Source organism: Flavobacterium sp. B330r (genome assembly GCF_056824325.1).
This window is the reverse complement of the sequence record NZ_CP124860.1, coordinates 3,851,661-3,864,919: the sequence shown is the minus strand read 5'-3', so window position 1 is coordinate 3,864,919 and position 13,259 is coordinate 3,851,661. Positions and strand designations below refer to the sequence as shown.

Below are 13,259 nucleotides of genomic sequence, written 5' to 3'. Positions count from 1 at the left end.
CATGAAAAAAATTATCCTTCTAGCAATTTTTCTAATTGCTCAATCCTTTTATGCGCAAAACCAAGTCGCAAAAAAACCTGAAACTGTTATTATTATCAACAACGAAATTGCCACAATGGATCAAGTGATGAAATATGGCAATGAGGGTTATGTCAAATCAATGAATAAAGGCGTTAGTGAAGAAAAGCGAAACGAACTAGCAAAAAAATTTGGCGATAAAATTGGCGATAGAGAATTTATAGTAGTTGTAGAAGTTTTTACCGAACAAGAAAAAATCGAAAACGATAAAAAGACTAAAGACAGTGCCTTAGATCCAAAACCTCAAGTCGAACAAAAACAATTTCTCTTAAATGTAAACGACAAAGCCAAAGACTTTACCTTAAAACTTGTCGACGGCAAAGAGGTAAAACTTTCTGACTTAAAAGGAAAAGTGGTACTGGTTAATTTCTGGGCAACCTGGTGTGCACCTTGCTTACAAGAGTTTTACGATATTCCATCAAAAATTCTCGAACCTTTTAAAAATGATAATTTTGTCTTTTTAGCAATCTCAAGCGGAGAAAAAGAAACTGCAGTGGCTAAAAAAGTAGTGAAGTTAAAAAATGATGGTCTTAATTTTAATTTCGGCATTGATCCAAATAATATAATATGGAATCAATATGCTACAAATGCAATTCCGAAAAACTTCTTAATCGATCAAAACGGAATTATACAATATGTGGCAGTAGGAAATGCGGAAGGAAACCTAGATAAGATAGCAAGCGAAATTAAAAAACTGCTTTCAAAATAGATTATTGGACCGCTATTTATAAAGTGAAAATGAAAAAAAATTATGCATGCATAGTAATTTTGTGCTATTCGTTTGTTTTTTATTTGTAATTTCGGTTTTTCAATAAAATACAATATTAAAAATGGCTTCATTTACAAAAGAAATATCTTTCCGTTGGTCAGATCTTGATCCTAATTTTCACGTTCGTCACAGCGCTTATTATGATTTTGGTGCGCAACATCGTATCGAAATTTTAGAAGAATTGGGTTTAACATTAAAAGTAATGCAAACGCAAGGTTTTGGTCCTGTTTTATTTAGAGAAGAATGCGTTTTTAGAAAAGAATTAAAACTTTCTGATAAAATATTCATTCATACTAAAACTTCAAAAATGAAAGCCGATGCTTCTCGCTGGTCAATCATTCATGAATTTAGAAGAGAAGACGATACACTTTGCGCAACAATCACGGTTGATGGTGCGTGGATGGATACAAAACTGAGAAAACTAGCTTCTCCAACGCCAGAAATCGCGATTCAGGCTCTGAGTATTTTCCCAAAAAGTGATGATTTTGTTGGACTATAAACCAGCAAATTGTAATCTTATAAAAAATCCCAAAAACAATTTTAAATATTGTTTTTGGGATTTTTCTCTTAACCAAACTGTATTTTTAATTTCGTTATTCAAACTTTAATCCAAAGTTTACTTTTTCAAAAGTAGTACTGCACGAAAAGGCAAATCGTCCGACATTAACAGTTCCGAAAATTCCGCCAACTGAATGTCCAGAATAAAATCCACCAGCAGAAAATCGGCGAACCTGATATTTTAAAGCAATATCATTTACCCTCGAACTCAACTGCCCAAAAGCAATTACATGCGGGATAATTTCATAACTCCCAAAAACTTTGGGAACCAGTTTTTTGTAATAATCAAAACTTTCATCAGTTTCATAATCAATAATTGACGAATGCAAATTTTCAAGATTTCCGCCAATATAGGTGTTTTCAGAAAAATGCCATGAGATACTGAAACCTGTAAAAGTTCCCTCATAACCGCTTCTAGAATCTACATAACCGATACCAATTGTAGCTCTAAATTTTTCGCAAATTTTCCCTATGTAACCCACATAAGTGCGATCGATTTCGGATTTGTCAATTCCAGCACCAAAAATGATATCGTCTTCACACATGGTAAGAGCATACTGAAAATAAGCTGAATATTGATCTTGATTTGCCGCGACGACACTCCGGCCTTTATCGAGATCTATATTGGGAGAAATTAAGGTTGAGTTTATAACGGCGAAATCAAAAGTATTGAGTTCTTGGGCAAATGTGGGGACAGTGAGCAGGAGCAAAAGTAGTGTCTTTTTCATAATACTATTTTTTTAAGGCTTACAACATTCTGATACTAAATTACATACATTTTTCCTGTTAATAAAAGAAGTTCTTTGAAGTGCTACATTACTCGTCAAAATACATTATTTTCATAATCAGCTTCATTTAATCGATAAAAACTCAATAAATCATCGATTATTAACACTAAAAACAATGAAAACATTTTGAAAGCTTTTTTTCTGATAACTTTAAGATATTACGCTTTGTTTTAAAAATGGTTCGGTTTAATTTTATAAGTCGTAATAACAAATGCCATTAAAATGAAAATACTCAAACTCCTCCTTACACTAATTCCTTTCTTAAGTTTTGGCCAGCAAGGAAATATAAAAGCACTGGATATTAATTTAAGTAATTATGAATATCCATTCCCTGTTCAATTTATCGAATTGAGCAGTCAGCGCCAATACATGAAAATGAGCTACATGGATATCATTCCAGAAAACTACAATCAAAAAAACATTGTTTTACTCCACGGAAAAAATTTCAATGGCGCTTATTGGGAAACTACTATTAAAGCCTTGACAAAAGAAGGTTATCGTGTAATTGTTCCCGACCAGATTGGATTTGGGAAATCGACAAAACCAGACCATTTTCAATACACTTTTCAGCAGTTAGCCGAAAACACCAAGAAACTTTTAGATCATTTGGGAATTCAAAAAACCACGATTTTGGGACATTCTATGGGCGGAATGCTGGCGACACGTTTTGCATTGATGTATCCTGAAACAACAGAAAAATTAGTTTTAGAAAATCCGATTGGTTTGGAAGACTGGAAATTAGTTGTTCCGTACAAACCTGTTGATTGGTGGTACGAGTCGGAATTGAAACAGAATTACGAAGGCATCAAGCAATATCAAATGGCAAATTATTATGATGGAAAGTGGAATGCCAATTATCAAAAATGGGCAGAACTGGGCGCAGGATGGACAACGGCACCAGACTATGATCGCGTTGCTTGGAATTCTGCTCTGTTATACGATATGATTTTTACACAACCTGTTTTGTACGAATTTAAAAATATTAAATGTCCAACGCTATTACTTATAGGAACGAGAGATAAAACCGCTTTAGGAAAGCCACTAGTTTCTGAAGAAGTGCGAAAAAAAATGGGGAATTATGCGGAATTGGGTAAAAAAACACAGAAAGAAATTCCAAATGCAAAACTCGTAGAAATTCCAAATACAGGGCATTTGCCACATATCGAATCTTTTGATTCGTTTATAAAATCATTAATCGTATTTTTGAAATAATTTATCAGCTATGAATTAATTTTTCTTTTAATTAAAATAAAATTAGTGTCAATACGTGTAATTGCTTCGCCTGTTCGCTATCGCTCGGGTCTTGGCAAAATCTAAAATCTAAAATCAACAATCTAAAATTAAAAAATATGTTTACAATCGAACAAATAAAAGAAGCACATGGAAAAGTAAAAAGTGGTGCAGATTTTCCAAATTATATCCAGGATTTAATCATTTTAGGCGTAAAAGGATATGATACTTACGTTCACGACGGAAGCACTGTTTACTACGGATTAAATAATTATACCGCCGCAGCCGAAGAAAAATATCCAGAAATTAAAGTTGCTGATTCTCCAAACAAAGAACTTTTTATAGAAAATCTGGTAAAACATCAGCATGGCGAAACCGATTATATGACTTTCTGCAATCATTGTGCACAAGCTGGAATTGCAAAATGGCGCGTTGATATTATTGAAATGACTTGCACTTATTTTGATAAATCTGAACATGAAATTTTAATCGAAAAAATTCCTGTTTAATTGCTTCAATATTCATGACTATTTTCAACCAAAACCACCAAACCATATTCAAAAAAAGCATTTTACTTTTAGCTTTAATAGTTTCTTTCTTTGGCTTTTCTCAAAACAAAAAAGAACATTCAAAATTTAAAGTCATCGCTTTTTATACGGCTAAAAACGATCAGGCACATATTAGTTTTGTGCACGAAGCCAATAAATACTTTCCAAAATTAGCTGCAGAAAATCATTTTCAATACGATTCTACAAGCAATTGGGATAATTTAAATGCTAAGTTTTTAGCGAAATATCAGGTCGTTTTATTTTTAGATACAAGACCTGAGAAAAAAGAACAGCGAGAAGCTTTTCAAAAGTATATGGAAAATGACGGCGGTTTTATTGGATTTCACTTCTCTGCATTCGCTTTAAATGATTCTAGCTATAATCAAGATTGGAACTGGTATCACAACACCTTCTTAGGTTCTGGTGAATACGGAAGCAATACTTGGAAACCAACTTCGGCAGTTTTAAGAGTAGAAAATGAGCACCCTGTGACTAAAAATTTGCCTAAAACCTTCTCTTCTGCTCCAAATGAATGGTACAGATGGTCGAATGATTTAACCAAAAATCCAGATATTGAAATTTTAGTAGCTATTGACGAATCTAGTTTTCCACTCGGAACTGGTCCAAAAACCCACGAAATCTGGCATAGCGGTTACTATCCTGTGGTTTGGACAAACAAAAAATACAAAATGCTGTACGTAAATATGGGACATAATGATATTGATTATGAAGGCGGAACAAACAAAACATTATCATATACTTTTGAAAACAAAACACAAAGTCAATTAATTTTAAATGCCTTGCTTTGGCTTGGAAATTCAAAGAAAAAATAAATTGTACAAACAACCAAAATTAAACCATTTACAATACCCAAAAACATTATTCTTTTATGAAAAACCAAATTGCTTTCGTTCTTATTACACTAGCTTTATTTTCCTGTAATTCCAAACAGCAAGAGAAAAATAATCCTAAAAAAGGAATTGTACAAGAAAGCAGTAAAGCAAATAAAACTGAGAATACTGCAAATACAGCTCATTATCAAATCTCGGTTTATGATGATCCTCAATTTACAGACAGAATTTTACACACTCGAGAAAGCTTAAAACAACTTTCTAACGAAAAGCTTTTCTCAAATATTAGTGCTAAGTTGACAGCAAAACTAGATGAAAAACAGCATCAATTTTTCAAAACAAACGCAGATTACGAACTGCTTTCTTTTGCAAAAGGCAGTATATTTCAAAATAACAGTAAAGATTATATTTTTATAGTTTATGATGCAAAAAATAATAGAACCAAAATTTTATTGTTTAATGCCACAACAAATACATATGCAGAGCTTTATAAGGATATAAAAGTTGAAAATGGCTTAGAAAATGCCGATTGCGGCAGTTATTCTTTTGGAACGCTAGATTATCAATTTGCTGTCGAGCATTTAATTACAAATGAAGACGCTATTAGAATAAATCCCGAATACTATTTAGAGTCACCACCAGTTAAGATTACTGATATATCAAAAGACGAAAATTTTGCATTGAAAGATGGATGTTTTTCAAAGAAAGCTTCCAAAAAAAACTTCGAAAACACACTTTGTATTTCGACAAGCCCTGTTTACAATAATTGGAATTGTCTGAAGTATAATAGAACAACTAATACTTTTCTAATTTTTTACAGTCAGGCATTTGCTGACTAATCAACTGAAAATAAACCATGAAAACAATTTCAACATGTCTACTACATTTTCACCTATTATAAACATTGAGGAATTATTAAAGATTCAAGATTCAATTATCTTAATTGATGCTCGGGCTGGCACGAATACTTTTGAAAACTATCAAAAAGAGCATTTAAAAGGCGCTCGTTTTGTCGATTTAAATCGTGATTTGGCCGCAATTCCAGAAAATCCTGCAAATGGCGGAAGACACCCCTTGCCTTCTCCTGAACAATTTGCAAAAACCCTTTCTGCATTAGGAATTGCACCTTCCGATCATATTGTGGTTTACGATGATAAAAATGGCTCTAATTTCGCTGCACGTTTCTGGTGGATGATGCGTGCGATTGGACATGAAAAGATTCAGGTTTTAAATGGCGGTTATCAAGCTGCGATTCAAGCTGGTTTTTCAACCAATTCTGGAAATGAGACTTTTGAAAAAACAGACTATCCTTCTCAAGAATGGAAATTGGCTTTAGCAGATATTGAAGAGGTCGAAAAAGCTCGTAAAAACGATCAAAATATCGTAATCGATGTTCGTGACAAAAACCGTTACGATGGCTTAAAAGAACCTCTGGATTTAATTGCTGGACATATTCCTGGAGCCATCAACGTTCCCTTAAGTGATAATTTGGACGAAAACGGATTGTTTAAATCTGCCGAAGAATTGGCCGAAAAATACAAAGCTGTTCTTAAAGATATAAAACCAGAAAATACAATTGTCCATTGCGGCTCTGGTGTTACAGCCTGTCATACGTTATTGGCGATGGATTACGCTGGACTTCCAATTCCGAAATTATATGCAGGTTCTTGGAGCGAGTGGTCAAGAAACGATCGCGAAATGGCGTTGAAAGAAAATAAATAATACTTACAAAAATATAATGCAACACTGGGATATACTTTTATCAAATCAGGTAAATAAAAAGAAATTAATAGACAATATATTAAATGGCGAAGCAACGGGCGAATTAGCCGTTTTTAACCATCAAAAAGGAATACTGTTTTCTGATATTGCCATCGAAAAATTCATCGAAAAAGAATTTCAATATGACAGCGTAGAAGCTTCTCCAGATTCGCACAGACAACTTCGCACTTTTTCGTCTGGCGAACGTAAAAAAGAGTTTTTAAAATACTGTATCAATCAAAAACCAGATTACATTATTTTCGATAATCCTTTTGATCATTTGGATCAGGCTTCGCGAGTAATTTTAGCCGATTCGTTAAAAGATCTAACCAACGATATTGCAATTATTCAGCTTTTAAATCGTACTGTTGATGTGCTTGAATTTGTGCCCAATAAAGCTCAAATTAAAGACAATACATTCGAATTGCATCCATTTAAAAAAGCCAAAAATCATTTCAAAACATTAAATACAACTGCAATTCCTAAAGCAACAGAAACTCATACTTTTCCAGAAGATGAACTAATCAGACTTGAAAATGTTTCGGTAAGTTATGACGAAAGAAAGATTCTCGACAACATTTCCTGGACAATCAAACAAGGCGAATTCTGGCAGTTAATTGGCCCAAATGGTTCTGGAAAAAGCACAATTTTATCTTTGATTACAGGAGATAACCCGAAAGGGTTTGGGCAGAATTTGTTTTTGTTTGGAAGAAAAAAAGGAACTGGTGAAAGTGTTTGGGATATTAAAAAACAAATCGGGATTTACACTACTTCTATGATGGATCTGTTTCAGAAAGGCCACACGGTGGAACAGATGATATTATCGGGATTCTTTGACCAAATCGGATTGTATACAGAACCTACAACACATCAGAAAAATATCGTAACGCAATGGCTCGAAGTGATTGAAATGACGCATTTAAGAAAAAAGCGTTTTATAGATCTTTCTATCGGGCAGCAGCGTGTGGCGTTAATTGTTCGCGCCGTTTTAAAACATCCGCCATTATTGATTCTAGACGAACCTGTAGAAGGTTTAGACGACGAAAATGTAGATTTGGTAATTCAGCTTATCAACACCATAAAACAAGAAACCAATGTTTCTATACTTTATGTTTCACACCGAATCGAACAAGGCCTTGCTCCTACTTCTGTTTTCGAACTTTTGCCATCAGAAACGGGATCAACCGGAAAAATAAAATAGCAATCAGAATTAAATTAAATGAAAATAAAATTTGCAGTATTTCTCCTTTTGCAGTTCATCTTGATTTCGTGTTCTAGCACCATTTCTACAGTAAAAAAAGAATATACTTTAAACCATTCAAAAAAAATAAAATCAAATTGGACAATCGATTCTAAAGAATGGGTTTTAAAAAATGATACCCTTACAGGAAACGGTTCTCTTTCGCCTTGGGGAGTTTTGGTTTCAAAAAAACAGCTTCCAAAGAATTATGAAATTGATTTTAAAGTCAACATGACAAATTCATCTTTATTCGAAATCATGCTCAATTTGGATAAAGGAAAATACATTAGAACCTACTTATACCAAATTGATCAAAACATTGTAATTGGTGACGGGATCTATGATAAAAAAGACGATTCATATGGCAAACGAGGCGGAAAAACCTTATTCAAAAAACCAATGAAATTAGAAAACAACAAGTGGTATGCTGTAAAAATTAAAGTTTTAAAAAATCAACTATTCTTTTCTGTAGACGATAAAACAACTTTAGAATGTTCGCTCGAAAAAAGCAATCTAAATCAAAAAGGAAAACTAGGTTTCATAACCAACGGAGAAGTTAAAATAACCGATTTAGCAATTAAATCTCTACAATGATTAAATTAATGGAAACAAATATGCCATTAATATTCTAACACAAAGCATATCCGTAGAGGCGCACTGCAGTGGGTCTCCGCAGAATATTGGAACGATAATAAAATTACGTTAAAACAAAAAAGCTCCTTTAACGGAGCTTTTTCTATATTCTTTAATCTATTCTCTATTTTCTAAAGAACTAATTCTCATCTTCCGTGTTATGCGACTTCACATAAACACGCCATTTCTCAATACAATCCTGAAAATCCTGAGGCAATTCTGTATCAAAACGCATTAATTCTCCCGTATTTGGGTGAACAAATCCAAGCGTTTTTGCATGCAGCGCCTGACGTGGTAAAGCTTTAAAACAATTCTCAATAAACTGTTTGTATTTTGTAAAAGTCGTTCCTTTCAAAATCAAATGCCCACCGTAACGCTCATCATTAAACAACGGATGTCCGATGTGTTTCATATGCGCACGAATCTGGTGCGTTCTACCTGTTTCTAATTTACAAGAAATTAAAGTTACATAACCAAAACGCTCCAAAACTTTATAATGCGTAATAGCTGGTTTTCCAATTTCTGGATCATCAAAAACCGCCATTTGCATACGGTCTTTTAAATGTCTCGCTAGATTTCCTTCAATTGTACCGCTCTCGGCCGCAACATTCCCCCAAACTAAAGCAATATACTCACGTTCGGTAGTTTTAGCCTCAAATTGTTTTGCTAAATGCGTCATTGCAGCTTCTGTTTTGGCCACAACCAAAAGACCGGAAGTATCCTTGTCGATTCTATGAACCAAACCTGGACGCTCGCTGCTATTCATTGGCAAATTATCAAAATGATGCGCCAAAGCATTTACCAAAGTTCCGGTATAATTTCCGTGACCCGGGTGCACAACCATTCCAGGCTCTTTATTAATCAATAAAAGAGCATCGTCTTCATAGACAATATTCAGCGGAATATCTTCAGGAAGAATATGATTTTCAAACGGAGGATGCGACAACATAACCGTAATCACATCAAAAGGTTTTACTTTGTAATTTGATTTTACTGGAATCTCATTCACAAAAATGTTTCCATTAGTTGCCGCATTCTGAATTTTATTTCGTGTGGCATTCGGAATCAAATACATTAAATATTTGTCAATACGCAAAAACGCTTGACCTTTTGGGACTTCAAATCTGTAGTGCTCAAATAATTCGTCTTCCAGATCTAAATTTTCTTCAATATTATTGTTCATCACTTGGGGTTTCTACAGGCGCTGCAGTACTATCTGTTGCCTGACTTTCATCTACATAACTTGCTTTTCCGTCTCCTAAAACCAAATCGATTTTAGACGCTTTCAAAACGCGATCTCCTACTTTTAAGTTTCTTCCTTTTAAACGCATTTCCAAAACCATATCTTTTCCAAGATTCGGAATATACGTAATCGTTCCTGGCTCAAGACCTAACGCTTTCAACGTTGGCACAGCTTCACGATATGTTTTTTCGATTAAATCTGGAATTTTCACAGAAGAAAAACCAGATGCATTAATCTTAATATAAATTTTTCTACCCACTTTTACCATCGTTCCAGGCAGTGGATCTTGCTCTACAACGCTATATTTTGGGTATTCACTTCTGTAATCAACACTGTCCAAAAGAACATAATCTAAATCCAGTTCATCCAATTTATTTTCAACTTGCTCTTCAGTTAGTTTAGACAAATTCGGCACCGCAATTTCGTGACCGTGATCTGTTGTAAAAGTTAACCAATGCATGAATAAATAACCAATAACCGCAATAATAGCTGCGGCCGCAAGCAATTGCAAGAAAAAAACTCGGCTTGTTAAATACTGACGTAAACTCATAAATTTATTTTTAATAGCGACAAAGATAAAGTATTTCGTTTCAAAAAAAATGATAATTTTGTTTAAAACAAGAAAGTCCCGAGATTGTCATCCTGAGTAAAGACTAAGGATAATTTTCAGGAGCTATTTCCCGCTTTCGCCTATATCTTTTTGTCTGCAGAAAAAGCAGCCAAAAAGGATACCGGCTCTATCGGGGCTAGGACACTCGGTTTCATAAGAACGTTTTCTTGTTGTCAGACTGAGCGAAGTCGAAGTCATACAAAGTGATTCAGCACGCGGGACTTCGACTTCGCTCAGTCTGACAATCAAAACGAATAAAAAAACGTTTAAGAAAATTAGTTCACCCGCTCCGTCTTTTAGCTATAGCTTAGATTGTGGCAAAAACTTGAAACATTAAACTTGAAACAATTAAAAAATAAAAATATACAATGAAAAACATTGCCATCATCATGGGCGGCTATTCCAGCGAATACAAAATATCTTTAATCAGCGGGAATGTCGTGTATCAATATCTTGACAAAACAAAATACAACGGATTTCGTATTCACATTTTTAAGGAAAAATGGGTTTATGTTGATCCAAATGATGCCGAATTCCCAATCGATAGAAATGATTTTTCAGTTACCGTAAACGGCGAGAAAATTACTTTTGACTGTGTTTTCAACGCCATTCACGGAACTCCAGGCGAAGACGGATTAATGCAAGCCTATTTCGAATTAATTGGTCTGCCACAATCTTCTTGCGATTATTACCAATCGGCACTAACATTCAATAAAAGAGATTTATTGTCTGTTTTAAAACCATACGGAATCAAAACAGCTATTTCTTATTACTTAAACAAAGGGGACGAAATCAACACAGCAGAAATCGTTAAAAAAGTTGGGCTTCCTTGTTTCGTAAAACCAAACAAAGCAGGTTCAAGTTTCGGGATCTCAAAAGTAAAAACCGAAGCTGAATTGCCAATCGCGATTGAAGTTGCATATAAAGAAGACAACGAAATCATTATCGAAAGTTTCCTTGACGGAACCGAAGTTTCTGTTGGAGTAATTAATTATCAAGGAGAAATTAAAGTATTGCCAATTACAGAAATTGTATCAGACAATGATTTCTTTGATTACGAAGCAAAATACGAAGGAAAATCGCAGGAAATCACGCCAGCGAGAATCTCTGACGAAATGACTAGAAAAGTTAGCGAAACAGCAAAACGTGCCTATGAAGTTTTAAAAATGAAAGGTTTCTCTAGAAGCGAATTCATTATCGTAAACGACGAGCCTCATATGCTTGAAATGAATACCATTCCAGGTTTAACAACAGAAAGTTTAATTCCACAGCAAGCAAAAGCAGCCGGAATTTCTCTGGAAGATTTATTCACAAATGCGATTGAGTTAGCTTTGAAATAAGATGCTAAGATACTAAGGTGCTAAGATTCTAAGATTTTAGCACCTTTGTTTTTTATAAAACAATTTAATTTTTTGCCTCTCTGAACCTTAATAAAATATGCTCTTTCTAGTCGGAACTCGAGATTCAAATGTGAAAAATGGGATAATTTCAAATGAAAAATGTCCCAAATGCGAGATTAAAAACACACTGCATTTTAGTATATACAAAACGTATACTCATATTACTATGATTCCTCTTTTTCCCGTCGGGAAATATGTAAATGTACAATGTGGTAACTGTGAAATTTTATTTGATTACAATGATTTATCTTCCAACGCACAAGAAAAATTACGAAATCAAAAATTAGAAAGTTCAGTTTGGATGTTTTCTGGAAGCATTATAATGCTTTTAGCCATTATTTATAGTATAAATACTTATATTAACAACAATAACAAAACAGCAATTTTAATAAAAAAACCTCAGGTAGGTGATGTTTATAATTTAAAGTTTTCAAACGGTTATTATTCATCTTTTAAAATAGATAGAATAACAACCGACAGCATTTTTACAACACATAATGATTTTGATGCTTATATGCCTTACGAATTAGATGATTTAGATAAAAATGAAAACTATTCAGATCGAAAAGTATCTTATTCAAAAAAAGCAATCATTGAACTTTATGATAATAATGAAATAATAAAAATCAAACGAGCTAAATACCCATTAGAAGCGAAAGAACTTGAATACAAAATTCCAGCAACAAAATAAAAACTTAGAATCTCAGCAACTTAGAACCTTAGCACCTTAAAAAAAATGAAAGAAATCTTCGAATGGAATAGACTGTTTTTTAACGAATTGCCAGAAGTTTTTCTTTTGGAAGTAATATTTCGTTCGACAGTAATGTTCACCATTTTACTGTTAACGCTTAAACTGGCTGGTAAACGAGGTGTTAAACAATTATCAATTTTCGAAACTGTAATCATAATTGCATTAGGTTCTGCTGCTGGCGATCCTATGTTTTATGAAGATGTCGGAATCGTTCCGGCAGCAATTGTCTTTTTGGTCATTATTATTTTGTACCGTTCTGTGACATGGCTTACTGGAAAAAGCAAAAAATTCGAAGAGTTTATAGAAGGCAAAACGGAATGTTTAATTAATGATGGGAAATTTTCTATATCGAGTTTTAAAAAAGAAACTTTGGCACAAGACGAATTTTTCTCAGAACTTCGTGTAAAATCAATAGAACATTTAGGACAAGTAAAACATGCTTTTATAGAACCAAGTGGTGAAATAAGTGTTTTTTACTATCCCGACGAAAATGTAAAATACGGACTCCCTATTTTGCCTTCATTGTTTAATGCTAAGAACAAATTCATTCCAACCGACGGAATCTATGCTTGTTCTTTCTGCGGACACACACAAGAAGTTAAAAAAGGAACAGCAAAGTGTGACGTATGTAAAAGAGAAGAATGGGTCGAAGCGATAAATACCCTTAGAATAACTTAAAATAAATTCAAAAAAAGAAAAATTCCAAATTCAAAAACAAAGAAAAACTAAGATTCAGCACCATCCAAATAAAACTTAGTCCCGATAGCTATCGGGATAGCATCCCACAACCTTAGAAACT

15 protein-coding genes are annotated in these 13,259 nt (G+C 33.7%); 12 read left to right on the top strand and 3 right to left on the bottom strand.

Translation table 11 applies throughout. The annotated features are described in order from the left end of the window. Window position 1: 1 nt before the first annotated feature. Together QLQ95_RS17155 and QLQ95_RS17150 are read left to right on the top strand one after the other, a co-directional pair. The gene (locus QLQ95_RS17155) at window positions 2-787 is read left to right on the top strand and encodes a TlpA disulfide reductase family protein (RefSeq protein ID WP_095927814.1); all 786 of its coding nucleotides are present in this window, start codon (window positions 2-4) and stop codon (window positions 785-787) included. A 121-nt stretch (window positions 788-908) separates the two neighbouring features. Further along, entirely contained in the window at window positions 909-1,346 is a 438-nt protein-coding gene (locus QLQ95_RS17150; RefSeq protein ID WP_057122622.1) for an acyl-CoA thioesterase, read from the top strand. Between the two features lie 94 nt (window positions 1,347-1,440). On the opposite strand, the gene QLQ95_RS17145 is transcribed toward QLQ95_RS17150, so the two are convergent. Further along, window positions 1,441-2,133 (bottom strand): hypothetical protein, encoded by a 693-nt coding sequence (locus QLQ95_RS17145; protein ID WP_250835625.1) that lies wholly within the window; start codon window positions 2,131-2,133, stop codon window positions 1,441-1,443. Between the two features lie 282 nt (window positions 2,134-2,415). Here QLQ95_RS17145 and QLQ95_RS17140 point away from each other — a divergent pair, with 282 nt between their 5' ends. From QLQ95_RS17140 to QLQ95_RS17110, 7 genes are all read left to right on the top strand, one after another. Next, window positions 2,416-3,405, top strand: a complete 990-nt coding sequence (locus QLQ95_RS17140; RefSeq protein WP_482500763.1) for an alpha/beta fold hydrolase — start codon at window positions 2,416-2,418, stop codon at window positions 3,403-3,405. Window positions 3,406-3,542: 137 nt separating this feature from the next. Then, a complete protein-coding gene (locus QLQ95_RS17135; RefSeq protein ID WP_095927817.1) occupies window positions 3,543-3,932 on the top strand; it encodes a DUF1398 domain-containing protein in 390 nt (129 codons plus the stop codon). A 14-nt stretch (window positions 3,933-3,946) separates the two neighbouring features. Continuing rightward, window positions 3,947-4,804 (top strand): ThuA domain-containing protein, encoded by an 858-nt coding sequence (locus tag QLQ95_RS17130; RefSeq protein WP_482500761.1) that lies wholly within the window; start codon window positions 3,947-3,949, stop codon window positions 4,802-4,804. A 56-nt stretch (window positions 4,805-4,860) separates the two neighbouring features. Further along, complete coding sequence (locus QLQ95_RS17125) at window positions 4,861-5,661, top strand: hypothetical protein (RefSeq protein ID WP_482500760.1); 801 nt, start codon at window positions 4,861-4,863, stop codon at window positions 5,659-5,661. Window positions 5,662-5,695: 34 nt separating this feature from the next. Next, window positions 5,696-6,544, top strand: a complete 849-nt coding sequence (locus tag QLQ95_RS17120) for a sulfurtransferase (protein WP_482500758.1) — start codon at window positions 5,696-5,698, stop codon at window positions 6,542-6,544. A 16-nt stretch (window positions 6,545-6,560) separates the two neighbouring features. Beyond that, window positions 6,561-7,784 (top strand): ATP-binding cassette domain-containing protein, encoded by a 1,224-nt coding sequence (locus QLQ95_RS17115; protein WP_482500757.1) that lies wholly within the window; start codon window positions 6,561-6,563, stop codon window positions 7,782-7,784. A gap of 18 nt (window positions 7,785-7,802) precedes the next feature. Further along, window positions 7,803-8,417: a 3-keto-alpha-glucoside-1,2-lyase-like domain-containing protein gene (locus QLQ95_RS17110; protein ID WP_482500755.1), complete on the top strand. Its 615-nt coding sequence runs from the start codon at window positions 7,803-7,805 to the stop codon at window positions 8,415-8,417. 178 nt (window positions 8,418-8,595) lie between these two features. Here the strand turns inward: QLQ95_RS17110 and QLQ95_RS17105 are convergent, their stop codons facing one another. Both QLQ95_RS17105 and QLQ95_RS17100 read right to left on the bottom strand, forming a co-directional pair. Then, window positions 8,596-9,639 carry an RluA family pseudouridine synthase gene (locus QLQ95_RS17105; RefSeq protein WP_095927823.1) on the bottom strand — a complete coding sequence of 348 codons (1,044 nt, stop codon included), beginning with the start codon at window positions 9,637-9,639 and terminating at the stop codon, window positions 8,596-8,598. Beyond that, complete coding sequence (locus tag QLQ95_RS17100; RefSeq protein ID WP_095927824.1) at window positions 9,629-10,249, bottom strand: PASTA domain-containing protein; 621 nt, start codon at window positions 10,247-10,249, stop codon at window positions 9,629-9,631. The genes QLQ95_RS17105 and QLQ95_RS17100 overlap by 11 nt, the downstream gene beginning before the upstream one ends. A gap of 428 nt (window positions 10,250-10,677) precedes the next feature. On the opposite strand from QLQ95_RS17100, the gene QLQ95_RS17095 reads away from it, so the two are divergent. From QLQ95_RS17095 to QLQ95_RS17085, 3 genes are all read left to right on the top strand, one after another. Further along, the gene (locus QLQ95_RS17095; protein WP_095927825.1) at window positions 10,678-11,649 is read left to right on the top strand and encodes a D-alanine--D-alanine ligase; all 972 of its coding nucleotides are present in this window, start codon (window positions 10,678-10,680) and stop codon (window positions 11,647-11,649) included. Between the two features lie 97 nt (window positions 11,650-11,746). Further along, the gene (locus QLQ95_RS17090) at window positions 11,747-12,400 is read left to right on the top strand and encodes a zinc ribbon domain-containing protein (protein WP_141248108.1); all 654 of its coding nucleotides are present in this window, start codon (window positions 11,747-11,749) and stop codon (window positions 12,398-12,400) included. Window positions 12,401-12,445: 45 nt separating this feature from the next. Then, window positions 12,446-13,138, top strand: a complete 693-nt coding sequence (locus QLQ95_RS17085) for a DUF421 domain-containing protein (RefSeq protein ID WP_482500752.1) — start codon at window positions 12,446-12,448, stop codon at window positions 13,136-13,138. The last annotated feature ends 121 nt before the right edge of the window (window positions 13,139-13,259 follow it).